Source organism: Flagellimonas alvinocaridis (assembly GCF_965248585.1).
GTDB lineage: Bacteria > Bacteroidota > Bacteroidia > Flavobacteriales > Flavobacteriaceae > Flagellimonas > Flagellimonas alvinocaridis.
Genome location: NZ_OZ252111.1, coordinates 877,223 through 896,789 on the forward strand (window position 1 = coordinate 877,223; position 19,567 = coordinate 896,789).

The following is a 19,567-nucleotide window of genomic DNA, read 5'->3' on the forward strand; positions in this document are numbered from 1 at the left end:
ATCATATTATGTGGCTCAAGCATCTAATAACCTCAATTGCCCTTATCGTAACATGTTCAATCACTGCACAAAAACTTTCCCGAACCGAAAAGAATATTGTTTCTTCCATAGAAAAGAATAATTCCGAGGCCATTCAGTTTTTAGAAAAGGTGGTAAACATTAACAGTGGTACTTTAAATGCCGAAGGGGTCAAGGAAGTAGGTATGGTTTTTAAGGATGCCTTTGATGCCATTGATTTTCAGACCCAATGGATAGAAATGCCCAATGATATGGACAGGGGCGGCCATCTATTTGCCGAAACCTCGGGCAAAAAGGGCAAAAAATTACTCCTTATTGGGCATTTAGATACGGTTTTTGAGGAAGATAGCCCCTTCCAGACCTTTGAAATGGTAAACGATAGCATTGCTCATGCCCCCGGTGGCAACGATATGAAAGGAGGCGATGTCATTGTGCTGTATGCCCTCAAAGCCTTGCAGGAAAACGGTCTGTTGAAAGATGCCCAAATCATTGTTGCTTTTACAGGAGATGAAGAAAGTACTGGGAAACCCCTGTCCGTCAGTAGAAAGGATTTAGTGGAGGCAGCCAAGCGAAGCGATATCGCCCTTGGTTTTGAAACGTCCACAGGGTTCAACTATGCCACTGTGGCCAGAAGAGGTGCTTCGGGATGGGCCTTGGAAGTGGAGGGAAAACGGGCCCATTCCTCTGGAATCTTCAATGAAGATGTAGGCGCTGGTGCCATTTTTGAAATCTCACGTATTCTACACCAATTTTATACCGAGGTCAAAGGGGAGGACCTGCTGACCTTCAACCCTGGAACCCTTTTGGGCGGAACATTTGTTAATTTTGACGCTTCCACAAGCAAAGGTGATGTTTTTGGAAAAACCAATGTAGTGGCACAAAAGGCCATGGTGAGGGGTGGACTCCGATTTATTTCAGAAGAACAGAAAGAACGCGCCCGGAACAAAATGCGCGAAATTGTGGGGCAAAACCTGCCGCATACTTCGGCAACCATCAATTTTACGGATAGTTACCCCGCCATGAAACCCACTGAGGGCAATATGCAATTGCTGAATACCCTGAACCAAGTAAGCTTGGATTTAAAACAAGGCGAAGTATTGGCCTATGACCCCGGAAGAAGGGGTGCAGCCGATGTGTCCTTCGTGGCCCAATATGTGGATTGTCTGGATGGTCTGGGCACCATGGGCACAGGAGCCCACACCCCCGAGGAAACCGTCAACCTTAACACCATTGAAGCCTTGACCAAGCGTACTGCCATCCTTATTTATCGATTGATAAACCAATAATCATGGTTCAGCTTAAAAGTAAAAGTGCCACCGTAGATATAGATGCAGGTGAATTGGTAAGTTTTTTGGTGGACGGCCATGAGTTCATCCATCAAAAGGGAAGCCCTGGTTGGCGTAATGCAGATACCGAAATGTTTCCCATAATTGGGCCGGTAAATGAAGCGGGCTATCATGTTCAGGTGCCAAGGGGAAATGCTGTTCAGGATCAGCATGGATTGCTTCGGGAATTGGAATACCAGCTGATTTCCCAAGCAGAGGATGCTGCGGTTTTTGTCAAAAAGTATCAAGCGGGTACCCCCGTAAACAATTCAAAATATCCAGAAAAATCCCCCAAACCCCGACTTATGTGGCCCTATGGATTTGGGTTTGAAAAATCCTTTTTATTGAAAGGGAACACTTTGGAGATTTCCTTTATCATTTCCGGGGAAAGGGATATGCCGTTTATGTTGGGCTATCACCCTGCATTTAAACTGTACACAAAGACTCCTACGCTGGTTGCAAATGATAGGGAGATTTCCTTGGATGAGGTATTGGATGTGGGAAGTAGGGCATATCAGGTAAAGGACTGTACCCGAATTACACTCAAAGATGAGCGTGAGTTGACCATAGAGACGGAGGGCTTTGGCCAGTTCATGTGTTGGACGGAAGTAAGGAACATGATCTGCATTGAACCCATTTCGTTTTACCCGTATTCGGTAAATCAACGGGAACTTTACTTGGGGTTCCAGCATTTAAAAGATACTGATGCAGTCTTTAAAGTCCGCATAACAGCTTGAGGTACTTTACTTATTAGCTATGGTATCATTTCGAGGGAGCTTGCGACCGAGAAATCTCTTTTCCATCTTAAGATTTCTCCCATGCGGTCGAAATGACCCAGAAAAACGAGCTGTCATTCCGCACCTGATGCGGATCCACCGTAGTGCCTTGTCATTTCGAAATGAGCGTAGCGATTGAGAAATCTCTCTTCCAATTTAGATTTCTCACTTTATCCTTCGACTGCGCTCAGGACAACCGTTCGAAATGACCCAGAAAAACGAGCCATCATTCCGCACCTGATGCGGAATCCACCGCAATGCCTTTGTGAATATTCGTGAAATTCGTGTCAACCCCTTACAGGACAAAAGACTCCAATTTGGGTAACAACGCCTCCACAATGCGTTGCGTTTCCAAAGTGTGTTTCTGTGGGATGATATGAGCCTCAATATCTTCCAAAGAAGACACCTCCGTCCCTTGGTCAATAAAACCATACCCTTTATACACTCCCTCTGCAATGAGAACCACCGCGCTTTCCTCGGGATTTCGTCCCTTTTCCTTAATGACCCTGACCTCAGATTCCAAAGATCTCGTTTCCCGAATGGCATTTTTTACCTTCCGGTTGTAATCCTCGATAGATTCTTCGCCTCGGCATATCCCTTCACAACTGGTAATCTCATGATGGGAACAGGCTGATTGCGTTTGTTGAAGATGGCAATACTTGGGACATAACGCAAAATTTTTGCACATTTCATGCAAATAGGCCCTGCAATCGGTTTGGTTATAAAAAACTTTTATGGGGTTGGGTGCCCCTTTTAAGGTGTTGTAGGCCAAATGGGTGATTCCATTTCTATCCTCGTACTGAAAAATGGCATATTGCCGAACCGTTCGCTTTTGGGCCCGGTTGTACAAGGGAAACAATCGCTTGATTTCCGCCGATTCCATAAGCAATGCCACCAATTCACTTCCTGAAAGTTTAAAATCAATATCGGCCGTTTCGCTACAGAGCTGGATTTCCTTGGCACTTTTATCATAAAAATGGCCGAGTACCCTTTTTTTCAAGTTGATGGCCTTTCCCACATAAATGATTTCCCCATTTTGGTTTTTAAAGTAGTAGATGCCCGGTTGGGCCGGGATCTTATTAAAAACCGATTTGGGCAAATGGGGCGGCAAAGTGGCCTCTTGGCTTCGAGCATTGAGAAATTTTTGGAACACAAGTTCCGCATTGGGGGTGTTCAATAGTTTTTGAAACAACAGGGTGGTAGCATGGGCATCGCCTCGTGCGCGGTGTCGGTCCGTTAACGGAATTTGAATCGCGGAGCAGAGTTTTCCCAAGCTGTAGGATCGCAATCCGGGAATGAGTTTTCGGGATAAGCGTACTGTGCACAGCTTTTTTCGGGTAAAGTCCATCCCTATGCTCCGAAACTCCTCTTTAATCACCCCGTAATCAAAATTCACGGCATGAGCCACAAAGATGCAGTCTTGCGTCAGGGCCAGAACCTTTTCTGCAATTTCAGGGAAAGTGGGCGCATTTTGCACCATCTGGTCATCAATTCCCGTAAGTCCGGTGATAAAATACGGAATGGAGCATTGTGGATTCACTAAGGAAGTGAATTCCTCCACAATCTGGGTACCATCAAACTTAAAAATGGCAATTTCGGTGATTTTGTTCCCCTTGATTCCGTTCCCAGTGGTCTCTATGTCGATGATGGTATACAACTTCGCAAAAGTTCGAGCATTAAAGTTAGAACTTTTTTAAAGTAAACCCCAAGTAGAAATTTCGGGCTATCCTTCGTTTTGTTGTCGTGCCCGGTCCATTTCCTGTTGGATTTCGGACTGCCTTCTACGAACCGGCTGTACCGACTGTTTTCCAAATCGCCAAGAAATGGAAAGGGTGGCATAACGGGTGTCCCGGTAGCTAGTGAAGGAATCGTCCAGATTGCCAAAAGCGGTTCTTCCAGTGGGGTATTGGTTCCAGAAAATATCATTGATGTTGAACCGTAGGGTCATGGCATCCTTGAACAAGTTTTTCTGGAGTCCCACGGAAAAGGACGAAATGGTCTCTGCCCTCGTAATGCTTCCATAGTGAGGGAAAAGATAAAAGGCCCCGGCCTGCAATCGGTAGCCGTTCCCCAATCCAAAACTATGGTTGGTATTGAGACTTACCACAGGATTGCTGCGGTCAAAATTGAACCCATTGATGTCTCCATCAAAATCATTGATGGATGCGTTAATGTTCCAATTGCTCTGCCACCAATTGTTGAACTGTATGGGAAGACTGGCCACAAAGGAATAGCTCTTCAGTCTGTCGATGTTGATGGGACGTACAATGACCACCTCTTGGTCCCCATCACGAATAATGGCCATGGTCAAATGATCTTCAGTAATACCTACATTGAAGGCAAAGTAGTAACGCTGCTTAAAGGTATAATTGACCTCACTCACCCATGTGAACTGGGGTTGCAGATAGGGGTTCCCCTCACGGTAGGTGTTGGTGTTCACAAAGGTTCGGAAGGGATTGAGCTGGCCATAACCGGGGCGGTCAATACGCCTGCCCGCCGATACACCCAAGGTATGCTTTTCGTTAAACGTATAGTTGTAGGAAGCCGTGGGAAACAGGTTCAAATAATCCATTTTATTGACCGTGTTGGTGGTGATCTGGTTGCCAATAACAGATGTGTTTTCGGCCCGTAGCCCCACTTGTGCATTCCATTTTTCACGATTGATGTTGTAGCTCACATAGCCCGCGTAAATATCTTCATCATAGATGAAATGGTTGCTGAGGTTGGTATTTGGGGTGGTGACCCCGTTGTTTTCATTCACATAGGCCAAGTCGTTATCCGATTTTACCCAAGTGTTTTTCCAACCGGCTTCAAATCGGTCCCCATTTTTTAATGGGAGCTCATAATCCACGGTAATCCCGGTAAGGTTAAGGAAACCGTCAACATCTCCCAAAAGAATGTCTTGGGCAGTAGTGTTGCTTTCAAAAAAGTCAAAATTGGAGACAAACTTTTGGTCAGACCAATTGCTGTAACGGGCATGGTCAAAATTAAAATTGAGGACACTTTTGTTCGCAAAGTTGTGTCTGGCGTTAAGGTTGGCTGTAAACTGGTTCCATTCGGAGGCAATATCCGTGTCCGTGTTCTCCTCCGAAATAAGTTCCCAGTCCGTATTGTACCCTAAAACGTTGCTGGTAGAGATGTTCTCGGTTTTATTGTTGAGTCCGGTGAACAGAACCCCGAGTGTGGTCTTCTCGCTTACCGTATAGTCCAACCCTAACCTTCCGGTATGCGTTTTCAGTGGCAGTTCAAAATCATTTTGAAGGTCATAATAACCTTGGGGCTGGTCCCCGTCCAAAAATACCCGATCAATGACAATTTCTTGGTATTGATTGCGATCGGTATAGGAATATTGACCGTAGAGGTTCAATTTTTCAGTCCTATGGTTAAAGTCCATAGCGCTGTTCCATCGGAAATAACGCCCGTATCCCGGACTCAAGGTAAGGCTTCCGTTGGTACCATACAATTTCCCTTTTTTGGTGACTATATTGATAATGCCCGCATTGCCCTGGGCCTCATAACGTACCGAGGGATTGGTGATGATCTCTATTTTCTCGATATTGGAAGAAGGCAGGCTACGCAGTAAATTGGCCAATTGTTCCCCTTGTAAACGGGTGTCCTTTCCATCCATATAGATTCGTACCCCGGTACGACCACTAAGGGATATGACATCATCTTGATCTATGATCACCCCTGGGGCCTTTTCCAACAACTCCATGGTGGAGTTTCCCGTGTTAACGATACTGTTCTCTACATTGAGCACCAGCTTGTCCTGTTCTTTTTGAATGAAGGGTTTTTGACCTACCACGGCAACTTCTTCAAGTGCTTGGGTCTGGTCTTCCAAAGTTATGTTTCCCAAATTGGTATTGGACAGGTCGGTCACGGTTGTAGTCTGGAAACCTACAAATGAAATGGATAAATAGCTGTTCTGTGGTTGTTTTACGTCAATGTTGAACACCCCATCCATATCGGTGATGGCACCTTTTATCAGGGTTGAATCAGACTTGCTCATGGCTACCACATTGGCAAAGGCAATGGCAGCACCATTGGAATCCACTATCTTACCCTTGAACGAAGTTTGTGCAAACGTTTGACCTACGACTGCAAAAAATAGCAGTACCCCTATTTTTTTAACCATACCTTAGTAGCTATAAGAACTAAAGCCAACTATTTAAGTTGGCTTTAGCATAAATCATCAAACAAAACCATTGTTTTGAAAACAGTGCTAAACTCGTGTTTTCTATCCCTGTTCGTGCAAAATTGATTCCGATTTATCTTTATTTGATGTGAACTTATAAGAAAATGCATTAAATGCTTTGTACTTTGGGAATGGTAATCACGGTTTTAACCCCTTTGGGCATATTCTCAAAATGAAAATCCGATTTTCCGTGATACAATGCCTGTAATCGTTCCTTAATGTTGATGATTCCTATGCCACTATTGGAATAAATGGGATACTTGGGTATTCTTTTACCATTGTTTTCCACCGATAACAAAATGGAGTCTCCTTGGTCTTGGATGGACAGATGTATATTCAGCTTTTTGTTTTCCTTTGAGAATCCATGTTTTATGGAGTTTTCAATAATGGGCTGTATCAACAATCGTGGAATCTGTTTGTACAGAGTGGACTCCTGTACTTCTCGTGTGATTACCAGATCTTCCTGAAAACGCTGTTTTAGAATGTTGGTATAGTAATCCAAAATTTCCAATTCTTCCCGAACGGTGATAAAGTTCTTGTCATCAATGCTTAGGAATTTCCGAAGCAAGAAACTAATATCTGCCACCATGTCTTGGGCGGCATCCGGATCGTTGGGGATAAGGCTGGAAATACTGTTCAGCGTGTTGAAAAGGAAGTGGGGATTGAGCTGACTCTCCAGGGTTTTCAGTTTAAACTTTATGAGACTGTTCTCTAGAACCTTGTTCCGTATCTCCTGATTTTTTATCTGCTGAAGATAGAAATAGGCGTAGATGATGAGAATCATGGAACTGTAGAGCAAGATATTGGTGGTGACATTGAAGAAAAAGGTATGCGTGACCTTCTCGAAAAAGCCAAGTTCAATGGTTATCAGTTCGTAAGTGAGCAACAGAGGAGAGATAAACCCAACAAGGTAACTTTGCAAAATACTCAACACAATGTGTAATGGAATGATCTTTGTCCAGGATACCCGTTTCATCAGAAGGTATTTGGTGAGCAAGGAAACGGAGCACATAAAAAGGAGTACAACGGCCCAATCAACAAGGCTCACCAAAACCAGCCCGGTAAAATCGTTCGTGACGCGCCTTGGACCACTGTACAGAAAGTAAAAGCTCCGTAGAAAATCCACTAGGGCAATAAAAGTGTAAAAGACCACCAAATAGATGATCAAAGGTCTCTCCCCATATTTTTTCAACAGATTGGTCATGTGGTCAACCCCAATTTTTTTAGAAATTCCTTTTTATATGATTTACTGATTCGGAACAGTTCCTGATCATGCATCCGCACGTCCATTTCGTTATAATCTGAATGAACAAGTTCCTGCATATGGTCCACATTGATGATGGTAGATCGGTGGATCCGTACAAAGTTGGAGGCGTTTAACTGTACCAAAAGATTTTTAAGGGATTCCCTAACGGTATAGGTTTTGTCTACACTGTGAACATCCGAATAATAGCTGGAAGCACAGATATACTTGATGCGTTCCTTGTTCAAAAAAACAGTTCGGTTGTTCTCTCGAATGGGAAACCGGGAAGCCATAGTGTTTGGAGAGCTTCCAATATTACCTTGAATATCCAATAAAAACTGCCTCATATCGGTTCCATAATTGTTGAGTTTCATCCGTTCCTCAATACGATCTAGAGTTTCAAAAAATCGGTGATTTTTGAAGGGTTTTAGTAGAAAATCCAAAGCATAATTGTTGAAGGCCTGGATGGCATAGCTGTCGTAGGCCGTGATGAAGATGATCAAAGGCATTTTCCGTAGGTTCAGGTTTTGGAGCACATCAAAACCAGTTAAGTCTTTCAGTTCCACATCCAAAAAAAGCACATCGGGCCCAACGGTGTTGATTTGTTGGATGGCTTCTTCCCCATTGGCACATTGCGCTTCAATATGGAATTCCTTTCGTGTTTCCAATAACTCAACAATTCGCTGTCGCGCCAGCAATTCGTCATCTACAATGATTACTCTATAAGCCATCCATGCAATTTAGGCGAAAATAGGGAACATTTACTGCATTGATTGCGAAAACTAATTGCTCCATTTCATGATAAAGGTGTTTCAAATCAGATACTTGTGTGCCTGCATCAAAAAAAAGTGTCTTCAATTCTTTTTAAAAAGAGAGATGCTATCATCAGCTAAATTTAGCGGGAAATGTCAATCAAATCAATCAAAAAACGACAGTCATCACTTATATCAACAACAATCCATTAGGATTGAAGTCAATGCGGGCTGGTGCATAAAACTATTACATGGGAAAGATTTTTTTGTGGCTGGCTATTTTGCCGGCTTCTATTCAGGTCTTGGACGCCCAGATCATTGAAAAAAAGAAATATAACACCAATGCCATTCAAGATGGACGAACTCCGATTATTGACGGAGCAATAGACGACCCAATATGGGATATTGTAGAATGGGGCGGTGATTTTATAGAGGTTCGCCCAGATGAAAACACACCACCTACCTTTCAAACCAAGTTCAAGATCATTTACGATACCAAATATATCTATTTTGCCATAAGGGCCTTGGATGCTGAGCCGGATAGTATTGTTCGGCGGATGGGCCGTAGGGATACCTTTGATGGCGATTGGGTTGAGGTTAACATTGACAGTTACCACGATCTTCGGACCGCATTTTCCTTTACGGCAACGGTGGCTGGGGTTCGTGGGGATGAATTTGTTTCCAATAATGGGGATGATTGGGACAGTAGTTGGAACCCCATTTGGATGACTAAAACCCAGATAGATGATGAGGGTTGGACCGCCGAAATCAAAATTCCTTTAAGTCAGCTGCGGTTTAATGCAGATAAGGAACAAGTCTGGGGGCTCCAGGTTTTAAGACGTTATTTTAGAAATGAGGAACGCTCCGTTTGGCAGCGTATTCCCCAAGATGCCCCAGGCTGGGTCAGTGAGTTTGGGGAACTCCATGGATTAAAAAACCTGACTCCGCAAAACCAGCTGGAAATACAGCCTTTTACGGTAACGCAGCTAAAAACCTATGAAAAAGAGGAGGGAAATCCCTTTAGGGATGGCAATGATTTTAAGTTGAATGGGGGAGTGGATGCCAAGATTGGAGTGACCAATGACCTTACGTTGGATTTGACCGTGAACCCCGATTTTGGACAGGTGGAGGCCGACCCTTCGGCCATAGCCTTGGATGGCTTCCAGATATTTTTTCAGGAACGGCGACCCTTTTTTGTAGAGAACAAGAATATTTTTGATTACAGATTTTCGCATGCCTCGGACAATCTATTTTATTCGAGGCGCATAGGAAGGACCCCGCAAGGATACCCCAGTGTGTCTGGTGACCAATATGTGGACCGACCGGGAAACACTACTATTCTTGGTGCGGCCAAATTTTCGGGAAAGACCAAGAATGGGTGGTCCATAGGTGTTATGGAAAGTTTAACGGCCAAGGAATATGCCGAAATCGACACCAATGGGGAACGAAGCGAGGAATTGGTGGAACCGCTTACCAATTATTTTGTGGGGCGATTACAGAAAGACTTTAACAACAACAATTCATACGTAGGGGGTATCGTAACGGCCACCAATAGGTTTGACGTGCCCGACCAACTCAATTTTTTGCATACCGACGCCTATTCGGGTGGGTTGGACTTTAAACACCAGTGGAACAACCGGAACTACTACCTCATGGGCTATTCCATTTTTAGTAAGGTAAAGGGGAGTAGGGAGGCCATTGCCGCAACCCAAAATACCTTGACCCATTTGTTCCAACGCACCGATGCGGGTCACGTGGAAGTGGATTCCACCCGAACCTCATTGGCGGGAACCGGAGGAAAATTGGAGTATGGAAAAGTGGGTGGTGGCAATTTGCGATATACCATTGGCGCTTTTTGGAAATCCCCAGAGCTCGAAATCAATGATATTGGATTTTTGCGTCAGACCGATGAGTTTCGTCAATACAATACAGTGGCCTACGAATCTACCCGCCAAATGGGAAAGTTTAGGAGAGTAGGGGCTAATTTTAATTACTTCAATAGTTTTGATTTTGAAGGGAACCGAAACCGCATGCAATACCAATTTGGGGCAGATGGTACTTTTTTGAACAATTGGAGCTTTGATGTTGGTGGAGGACATATCCCCATTAATTATCGTACGGCGCACTTGCAGGGTGGTCCACGATTCAAGCTCTCACGGGAAAACTTTGTCTGGTTTACTGCTAGTACAGATTTACGAAAAAAACTACGGTTTAGTGCCGATTTGCTCTATTCGGAAGCCAAACAGGGTCACTTTACCATTTTTGAATTTACCGGCGGGATTACCTATCAGCCCTCGAATGCTCTGAGCATATCCTTTAGTCCACAGTATGCCAGATACCCCCATAGAACCCAATATGTCACGGAGACCCAATTCAATGGGATGCCCCGATACATTACTTCGGAAATAGATAACAAAACATTGAGTGCGGCCATTCGGGTGAACTACACCATAAATCCCAACCTCACCATTCAATACTATGGGCAACCTTTTATTGCCAGGGGGCGGTATTCCCATTTCAACTACATCACCAATCCGGTGGCAGAAAACCTTTTTGATCGCTATCAATTGCTGGAAGAGGGACAGTTAGCCAAGCAGTTGGATATGGGAATGTATATGGTGGATGAAAATCTGGACGGAACCATGGATTATAGTTTTGATGATCCTGATTTTTCCTTGGTGGAGTTTCGTTCCAATTTGGTGGTACGTTGGGAATACATCCCGGGGTCTGAGCTGTTTTTGGTCTGGTCGCAGGGGATATCCAACTTTATGGACCCTTCGGATAGTTTGACACGCGGATTGGAATCGGGCATTTTTGGACAAAAACCGGAGAACATTTTCTTGATGAAACTCACCTATCGATTGGCTTTATGATCATATCAAACCATAAAAAGGGAACTGAATGAAAAAGGCAACAAACCTAATCTTGGCAGTATTGATGCTATTGAGTTGTGGACTAAAGGTAACCGCACAGCATACTCAATATGCCATGGGCATTGTGTTTCGGGAAACCCCTTTTGCCGATATCAGAGGGGCCAAGATGGTGGACAAGGAGGATGTGGGCAACAAGAAACACTTTGAATTGGATTATGATGAAAAGGGAAGGTTGGTGGAGTGTCGCTATGTGCTCAATGGTAAACTGGTTCCATTTTCAGACCGATTTGTACGGGCACCCAAAATCAAAATTAACTATCAAGAAAATGAAGAAATTCGAATATTTTACAACGAGTTTGGTCACCGAACCTTGGTTTCAGGAGATGTGTACGAAGCGAGATTTGCCCTGAATGCGGAAGGGAAGAGAATTGGCCTGACCTTCCACAATATTGAAGGGAACATCATTGAAAATGATTTTGGCATAGCCAAATACGTTTGGGAGACTTTGCCCAATGGCGATGTTATGGAATGGCGCTATAACATCAGGGATGAGTTAGTCCGAAACCGCCCAGAGTTCCAATATTTTGTAACCCTTTTCTCCTATAATGCACACGGTCTACTGGCCCAAATGACCAATTTGGGAAAAGAAGGTAAGACCCCCACACCCGACGAAGCAAATGTGGTCAACACCCAAGTGAGGTACAATGCCAGTGGACAACTTACAGAATGGTCCAACTATGATGGGGAAGGTAGATTAACACGGGGTATGACCAATATTGCTAAAATAGCCTATATCCCTTCTGATTTTTTTTCGGAACAGGAAGCCGCTTTCATTGATCAGAACAATGAGCCACAGCTCACCAATTGGGGGGTGCATAAAGTGGTATATCGTTTTGATGAACACGGCAATGAAGTGGAACGGACTTTTTTGGATATGGAAAACCGATCTGTCAACTCCAATAGTGGTATTGGAATCATCAGAACCACGTATAGTTCTGATGGAAGATTTTTGGCCACAAGGTCTTTTTTTGATAAGGAAGGAAACCCAATAGGACTCGGCGCGAATAAAATTCACGAATATAAAACCCAGTTTGATGTAGAGGGGCGACCTGTCCGTGGCTCTTATTATAATCTAGAGGGAGAAATGGTCAATGGGTCGGGTAGTTATTCCATAGAAGAGAACAATTATGATGAAAAAGGGAGGTTGGTGGAGCGTAGCTATTTGGATGCTGATGAAAACCCAGTCAACAATACTCAAATAGGAGTTCATAGATTTGAATATCAATATAAAAACGGAACCGATTTGAAGGCGGTCAATACATATTCCGTAAATGGAAAAAAGACCCAGCCCAATTGGAACCCCAACCACTAAAATTTGAAGTCATGAAAACATTTAATGTATGTAGTGTATTGGCCATGGTACTGCTCATGGCATGTGGCCAGACCCAAGAACCACTTCCCCAAGTTTTGGAGACCTGGAAACAACAAATTGCCGATGCCGAGGCCGACTTCGCAAAAATGGCCAAGGAAGAAGGCATGAACAAGGCCTTTCTGGCCTACGCTGCCGAAGATGCCGTTCTCATGAGAAATAATCAACTCATTGAGGGCAAGCAGGCCATTGCCGATTTTATGCAGAACCAAACCTCCAAAGGATTGGCTTGGAAACCGGAGTTTATAGAAGTGTCCAAATCTGGGGACCTGGGCTACACCTTTGGGTATTACACATTTTCCTATGAGGATGCCGAAGGCAATCCGGCGGAGGCCAAAGGTGTGTTCCATACGGTTTGGAAGCGCCAAGAGGATGGCTCATGGAAATTTGTTTGGGATTGACATTGGAAAGAAAACACAGCAACAACTCAAAAAACGAACATATGAAAAACAGGATGATGGCAGTTTTGGCCCTAATGGCTACAACCATGGCCTTTGCACAGGAGAAACAACAGCTCCAAGACGATTTTTATACCTATGTGAACCACCAATGGTTGGACAGCACGGAGATTCCAGCGGCCTATGGCTCTTGGGGTAGCTTTCATGAGGTCTATTTTGCAAACCAGGACCGAATCAAGGGCATTTTTAAGGAGCTTACGGAGAGCAATACAACCTACGAAAAGGGTTCAACGGAGCAAATGGTGACCGATTTCTATGCCAGTTGTATGGATACCCTACGATTGGAAAATCTGGGGTTGAAGCCCCTTAAAGCGTACTTGGACAAAGTGGAACAAATCACCACCAAAGAGGATTATTTAGCACTGACCGCGCAACTATATGCCAAAGGCATTCAAGCGCCCATTGGCACCTACACCGTTCTGGATGCCAAGAACAGCTCCGTGTATGCCCTCTATCTGAGTCAGTCTGGCTTGAGTCTGGGCAACAGGGCCTACTACTTGGAAGACAACACACAGTATCAGGAGTTTCGGGACAAATACCTCGAATTGATGACGGATATCTTCAAAATGCTCCAATTGCACCAAGGCAAGGAGCGGGAAGCGGCCCAAAAAATCTTCGAAATGGAAACCCGGATGGCTCAAATCCATAGAAGCCCGGTCCAACTTCGGGATTCGGAAAGGAACTATAACCAAAAGACCATGGCCGAGCTCGATCAACTCACATTCAATGTGGATTGGCCCAAGTATTTTAAGGATTTGGGGTTGAACAAGGAAGTGGATTATGTTATCGTGAACCAGCCCGAATTTTTGGCAATGTTTGATCGGATGTTGGATGATTTCTCTGTTTCCGATTGGAAGACGTATATGCAATGGAAGGTGATTCGGGGAACAACCCCCATGTTGAACAATGCCATCCGAGATCGAAGTTTTGCTTTTTACCAAACCACATTGAATGGGGTGGAGGAAGAGTTTCCACGTTGGCAACTGGCACAGAACTCTACGGACATAAATTTGGGTCAACCCTTGGGCAAGCTCTTCGTGGAAAAGTATTTTCCCAAGCGGAACAAGGACAAGATGATCGGGCTCATTGATAATTTGAAGCAAGCATTCCATCAACGGATAAACCGATATACGTGGATGACCGAAGAGACCAAGATCCAGGCTCGCCATAAACTGGATAAAATGGGGGTGAAAATAGGATATCCCGATGAATGGTTGGATTATACTGCGGTTGACATCAAGGCCGATGATTACTTCGGAAATGTGATTCGTTTAAGGGAGCATGACTATTTAAGGCAATTGAACCGTTTGGGGGGTGAGGTTGATCCCAACGCCTGGGGAATGACTCCGCCCACGGTCAATGCGTATTTTTCGGCTTATCGTAACGAAATTGTCTTCCCCGCAGGGATTCTTAACCCGCCTTTTTTTGATTATGATGCCGATGATGCCACCAATTATGGCTCGGCAGGGGTTATCATTGGGCATGAGATCACCCATGGATTTGATGACAATGGCAGCCTGTACGACGCCGATGGAAACCTGAAGTCCTGGTGGACCCCCGAGGATAGGGAACGGTTTGAGGCGAGGGCCAAGAAGATAGAAGAGCAATACGATGCCTACGTGGTGTTGGATTCCATCCATGTGAACGGCAAGCTCACTTTGGGAGAAAATATTGGCGACTTGGGAGGCTTGGCCATTGCTTTTGAAGCCATGAAAATCAATCAGGCCGAAAAAGGTGCCCAAGTCATTAACGGACTAACGGATGAGCAGCGATTTTTTCTCGCTTATGCCAAAATGTGGCGAGGTAAGTATCGGGATAAGTCCTTGGAAAACCTAGTGAAAACAGATACGCATTCCCCTAGTTTTTATCGGGCCAATGGAGCACTGTCCAATTTTGAGGAATTCATCAAAGCTTTTGATATTCCCAAAGGCAGCAAAATGCGGCGTGAGGAAATCATAACTATTTGGTAGGGTTGTTATTTATGTTCATGGAAAGGGCCCGGTCATTTTGGTTTGGGTCCTTTTCTATTGAAATTGTCCCCTGTATTGGGTGGGAGTGCACCCTTTCAACTCCTTGAATTTTCTATTGAAATTGGCCAAGTTGCTAAAACCACACAGTTCAGAAACCAAGGAAATGGGAAGTTCGGGTCGGTAGATGATTCGTTTTCCGGCATTCTCTATACGTATTTCAATCAAAAACTGAAAGAAGGTCTTGTTGGTACGCTTTTTAAAATACCTACAAAAGGCATTTTTGCTCATATGGGCTATTTCCGAAACCTCTTGCAAGGTAATTTGCTCGTGGTAGTGATCCATGACGTGATCGAATACCTTATTCAAGCGTTTTCCCTCATCGTCCGAAAAAGCCTTGTTGTATACAAATGAAGAGAGAGGTTGGGTTTCGGATTTTGTTATTTGGTTGATGATTAAAAGTAGGGAGGCAATCTGTTCCAATTTGTTCTGTTGCCGTAACTGCTTAAAAAGAGCGATGGTATTTTCCTTATGGGAAACCACTTTCATCCCGTATACCGATTGTTGAAAGAAGGGGTGAGTGGCCGCAAGGTCGGGAAGAGCGAAAAAATCTTTTCCAAAGGAATCCTGATCAAAAAACAATGTGCGCATAACGGATTCATCTGTGGTATTGGTATCACTTCGGAAAACATGGGGGACATAACTTCCAATCACCAAAATGTCGTTGGTCTTATATTCATTGATGGAATCCCCAACAATAAGGGTGCCTGCTCCCTTTTCAATATAGCTTATCTGGATTTCGGCATGTTGATGGAGTTGATCATAGAAAACCTTTTCCCGGTCCTCTTGGTACACCAAGGCTTCATCTTTGGGTTTGGGTATTTTAAAGGGTAGTATTTTCATAAAAATGATACAAAAATCATCATAAAATACATAAAAAATATATTTAAAGGATAATATAGTATTGGAACTGGGTAATTTTCAGACCGAAGATTGGGCTTGTCTCTTCTAATTTTGTGATTAAAACATATCGTTATGCTACAATGGAAAGGCGTAATGCCAGCAGTTACCACAAAGTTCACCACCAATGATCAATTGGACCTTGCCTTGTTTGAAAAGAACATCAAGGCGCAGATGGAGGCAGGTGTCCATGGAATTATCTTGGGAGGTACCCTAGGGGAAGCCAGTACCCTTGAACCGGATGAGAAAGAAACCCTGATCAAAACCTCATTGGCCATAGCGGATGGAAAAATACCTGTGGTCATGAATGTCGCGGAGCAAAGCACCAAGGACGCCATTGCCATGGCCCAGCAGGCGGAAAAGGCAGGTGCAGACGGACTCATGGTATTGCCTCCCATGCGGTACAGGGCCACCGATTTTGAAACGGTGACCTATTTCAAGGCCATTGCCAACAATACTTCGTTGCCCATAATGCTCTACAACAACCCTGTAGATTATAAAATTGAGGTAACTTTGGATATGTTGGAAGATTTGCTGGAATGCAGCAATATCCAAGCGATAAAGGAATCAACAAGGGATATTACCAATATCATCCGATTGCAGAACCGCTTTGGGGACCGTGTAAAAGTGTTCACGGGTGTGGATACCTTGGGTCTGGAAAGTCTGGCTATAGGGGCCGATGGCTGGGTGGCCGGTCTGGTCTGTGCCTTTCCAGCTGAAACGGTAGCCATTTACGAATTGGTAAAGGCGGGAAGAATCAACGAGGCACTTGAAATTTATAGATGGTTCATGCCCTTGTTGGAATTGGATATCAGTCCACAATTGGTGCAGAACATAAAATTGGCCGAAGTGGCCACGGGCATAGGTACGGAGAATGTGAGGCTTCCCAGACTGCCTTTGCAAGGCGGGGAAAGGCAGCGGGTGTTGAAAATCATTGAAACTGGCCTAAAGAATAGACCCGTATTGCCCGATTATAAAAATCTCAGCAGTAACGCATAATGATTACAGGCAAAAACTACATTGGAAACAACTTGAGTGGGAAAGGGGATGTGAAATTCACGACCTTGAACCCAAAATTGAATACGGAAAATCCTTCAACTTTTGTGGAAGCCACCCCAGAGGAAGTGGATATGGCCGCTGAATTGGCTTGGAACGCTTTCAAGACCTACAGAAAGATTCCAGGAAAACAACGGGCGGCGTTCTTGAATGCCATTGCGGATCATATTTTGGAGTTGGATGAAGAATTGGTGGAAAGATATATCTCCGAAACCGGACTTCCCGAAGGAAGAGCCAAGGGAGAAAGGGGACGGACCGTTTTTCAATTGCGTTCTTTTGCCGAGTTGGTGGCCCAGGACGATTGGCGGGAAAATACGTTTGATGCGGCCGAACCGGACCGAAAGCCCATTCCCAAAGTGGATTTAAGAAAAACCTTGATTCCCATGGGGCCTGTGGCGGTATTTGGGGCGAGCAACTTTCCGTTGGCCTATTCCACGGCAGGCGGGGATACGGCAAGTGCCTTGGCGGCAGGGTGCCCTGTGATTGTGAAGTCGCATCCCATGCATGCGGGTACCTCGGAATTGGTGGCTTCTGCCATTGTCAAGGCGGCCCAAGAGACAGGAATGCCCAATGGGGTATTTTCTTGTGTCAACGGAGGTGTGGACGTGGGAGTGAACTTGGTGAAACATCCCAAGATAAAGGCAGTAGGATTTACTGGAAGTATCACAGGAGGTCGAGCACTGTTCGATTTGGCTTCGCAACGGGAAGAACCTATCCCAGTATTTGCGGAAATGGGGAGTATCAATCCCGTGGTCATCACCCCCAAGGCCATTTCCCGAAGGGCCGATGAAATCGCGCAAACCTATGCAGATTCCATAACATTGGGAACAGGACAGTTTTGTACCAATCCGGGATTGCTGTTGACTATCAAGGATGCCAATACACAAAATTTTGTCGAAGTGTTGGCTGAAAAGACCGTGGCCATTGCACCACAATGCATGTTACACCCCAATATAAAGAGGGGTTATGAGAGAAATGGTGAGGAGGTAACTTCCCAAAAAGGTGTGGAAAGTATAGCCAAAAGAAGTAAAGATGTGCAGGTCAATGATGCCCCAGCGGAAGTTGCCACGGTTTCAGGGGCCGATTTTTTGAACAACCCCAAAATGCACAAAGAGGTTTTTGGGCCTTTTTCTTTGGTGGTACAGTGCAAGGATGAAGAAGAACTCTTTCAGGTCATAGAAAATTTGGAAGGCCAGCTGACCGGAACCTTGATTGCTGAAAAAGATGATGATTTGGATTTGGAAACCTTGGTCGATGTGCTCCAAAACAGGGTGGGGCGTATCATTTACAACGGTGTTCCCACTGGGGTCGAGGTGTGCCCGTCCATGCAGCACGGCGGACCATATCCAGCTTCTACGGATTCGAGGTTCACTGCGGTGGGCATCCATTCCATCAAAAGATGGGCAAGGCCGATCAGTTACCAATCCTTTCCAGAAGAATTGTTGCCCACTTACTTGAAGTAAGGTTGTATTTTTAAACACGATATAATTTAGTTGAAGCACTAGCCGTGGCAAGAAAGACGTTTTTTTGTGTGGATGCCCACACCTGTGGAAACCCTGTGCGTTTGGTGACAGGGGGAGGTCCCAACCTTTTGGGTCGGAATATGAGTGAAAAGCGACAGCATTTCCTCAAGGAATTTGACTGGATTCGAAAAGGGCTTATGTTTGAGCCAAGGGGCCATGATATGATGAGTGGCAGTATCCTCTTTCCGCCACACGAGCCCGAAAATGACATCGCGATTCTTTTTATTGAAACCTCAGGCTGTTTGCCCATGTGCGGTCATGGAACTATCGGGACCATCACCATTGCTTTGGAGGAAGGATTAATTCAGCCTAAAATCCCTGGAAAAGTTAGAATGGAAGCCCCCGCTGGTTTGGTCGAGATCGAATACCAACAGACGGGCATGAAAGTGGATTGGGTGAAATTGGTAAATGTGAAATCCTATTTGGCGGCCGAAAACCTGACCGTGGAATGCCCGGAGTTGGGAGAAATCACCTTTGATGTGGCCTATGGCGGGAACTACTACGCCATTGTGGATCCGCAGGATAATTTTAGCGGAGTACATGATTTTTCAGCATCCAAGATCATTCAATATTCCAAGGTGGTCCGGGAACGTATCAATGCAAAATATCCCGATAGATTCATCCATCCTGAAAACACCACCATCAGGGATGTCAGCCATATGATGTGGACAGGAAATCCTTTAGATTCAACCTCCTCAGGGAGAAATGCCGTGTTTTATGGGGACAAGGCCATTGATCGTTCGCCCTGTGGCACGGGAACATCGGCCCGTTTGGCGCAGTTGCATGCCAAGGGCAAGTTGAAGGTAGGGGAAGACTTCATCCATGAAAGTTTTATCGGGAGTAAGTTTATTGGGAGGGTTGAAAAAGAAACTACTTTGACCAATGTCAATGCCATTGTACCCAGCATCCAGGGTTGGGCCCAAATAACTGGGTATAATACCATCATCATAGATGATGACGATCCCTATGCCCATGGATTTCAAGTTTTGTAG

The 19,567-nt window shown here is 44.7% G+C and carries 14 protein-coding genes; 9 read left to right on the forward strand and 5 right to left on the reverse strand.

The genetic code is table 11. From position 1 onward, the window contains the following. Positions 1-8 precede the first annotated feature (8 nt). Both ACP14V_RS03990 and ACP14V_RS03995 read left to right on the forward strand, forming a co-directional pair. On the forward strand, positions 9-1,304 hold the full coding sequence (locus tag ACP14V_RS03990; RefSeq protein ID WP_272609428.1) for a M20/M25/M40 family metallo-hydrolase: 1,296 nt from the start codon (positions 9-11) through the stop codon (positions 1,302-1,304). 2 nt (positions 1,305-1,306) lie between these two features. Beyond that, entirely contained in the window at positions 1,307-2,080 is a 774-nt protein-coding gene (locus ACP14V_RS03995) for an aldose 1-epimerase (RefSeq protein ID WP_272609429.1), read from the forward strand. A 334-nt stretch (positions 2,081-2,414) separates the two neighbouring features. On the opposite strand, the gene ACP14V_RS04000 is transcribed toward ACP14V_RS03995, so the two are convergent. From ACP14V_RS04000 to ACP14V_RS04015, 4 genes are all read right to left on the reverse strand, one after another. Continuing rightward, positions 2,415-3,776 carry an exonuclease domain-containing protein gene (locus ACP14V_RS04000; protein ID WP_272609430.1) on the reverse strand — a complete coding sequence of 454 codons (1,362 nt, stop codon included), beginning with the start codon at positions 3,774-3,776 and terminating at the stop codon, positions 2,415-2,417. A gap of 66 nt (positions 3,777-3,842) precedes the next feature. After that, on the reverse strand, positions 3,843-6,254 hold the full coding sequence (locus ACP14V_RS04005) for an outer membrane beta-barrel protein (protein WP_272609431.1): 2,412 nt from the start codon (positions 6,252-6,254) through the stop codon (positions 3,843-3,845). Between the two features lie 169 nt (positions 6,255-6,423). Next, positions 6,424-7,518 carry a sensor histidine kinase gene (locus ACP14V_RS04010; RefSeq protein WP_272609432.1) on the reverse strand — a complete coding sequence of 365 codons (1,095 nt, stop codon included), beginning with the start codon at positions 7,516-7,518 and terminating at the stop codon, positions 6,424-6,426. After that, positions 7,515-8,288, reverse strand: coding sequence for a LytR/AlgR family response regulator transcription factor (locus ACP14V_RS04015; protein WP_272609433.1), 774 nt, complete (start codon positions 8,286-8,288; stop codon positions 7,515-7,517). The genes ACP14V_RS04010 and ACP14V_RS04015 overlap by 4 nt, the downstream gene beginning before the upstream one ends. Before the next feature lie 272 nt (positions 8,289-8,560). Between ACP14V_RS04015 and ACP14V_RS04020 the strand changes: the two genes are divergently transcribed. From ACP14V_RS04020 to ACP14V_RS04035, 4 genes are read left to right on the forward strand one after another with little or no spacing between them, the layout of a single operon-like run. Then, positions 8,561-11,182 (forward strand): DUF5916 domain-containing protein, encoded by a 2,622-nt coding sequence (locus tag ACP14V_RS04020; RefSeq protein WP_272609434.1) that lies wholly within the window; start codon positions 8,561-8,563, stop codon positions 11,180-11,182. Between the two features lie 28 nt (positions 11,183-11,210). Beyond that, positions 11,211-12,554: a hypothetical protein gene (locus tag ACP14V_RS04025; protein ID WP_272609435.1), complete on the forward strand. Its 1,344-nt coding sequence runs from the start codon at positions 11,211-11,213 to the stop codon at positions 12,552-12,554. A gap of 11 nt (positions 12,555-12,565) precedes the next feature. Beyond that, entirely contained in the window at positions 12,566-13,012 is a 447-nt protein-coding gene (locus ACP14V_RS04030) for a YybH family protein (protein ID WP_272609436.1), read from the forward strand. Positions 13,013-13,053: 41 nt separating this feature from the next. Beyond that, positions 13,054-15,039 (forward strand): M13 family metallopeptidase, encoded by a 1,986-nt coding sequence (locus tag ACP14V_RS04035; RefSeq protein WP_272609437.1) that lies wholly within the window; start codon positions 13,054-13,056, stop codon positions 15,037-15,039. A gap of 54 nt (positions 15,040-15,093) precedes the next feature. Here ACP14V_RS04035 and ACP14V_RS04040 read toward each other — a convergent pair whose 3' ends face one another. Continuing rightward, positions 15,094-15,939, reverse strand: a complete 846-nt coding sequence (locus ACP14V_RS04040) for an AraC family transcriptional regulator (RefSeq protein WP_272609438.1) — start codon at positions 15,937-15,939, stop codon at positions 15,094-15,096. A gap of 132 nt (positions 15,940-16,071) precedes the next feature. Between ACP14V_RS04040 and ACP14V_RS04045 the strand changes: the two genes are divergently transcribed. Genes ACP14V_RS04045 through ACP14V_RS04055 form a run of 3 tightly spaced genes read left to right on the forward strand, consistent with a single transcriptional unit; the run spans position 16,072 to position 19,567 of the window. Next, entirely contained in the window at positions 16,072-16,995 is a 924-nt protein-coding gene (locus ACP14V_RS04045; RefSeq protein ID WP_272609439.1) for a dihydrodipicolinate synthase family protein, read from the forward strand. Then, entirely contained in the window at positions 16,995-18,515 is a 1,521-nt protein-coding gene (locus ACP14V_RS04050) for an aldehyde dehydrogenase (NADP(+)) (protein ID WP_272609440.1), read from the forward strand. The genes ACP14V_RS04045 and ACP14V_RS04050 overlap by 1 nt, the downstream gene beginning before the upstream one ends. 44 nt (positions 18,516-18,559) lie before the next feature. Beyond that, positions 18,560-19,567, forward strand: coding sequence for a 4-hydroxyproline epimerase (locus ACP14V_RS04055; protein WP_272609441.1), 1,008 nt, complete (start codon positions 18,560-18,562; stop codon positions 19,565-19,567).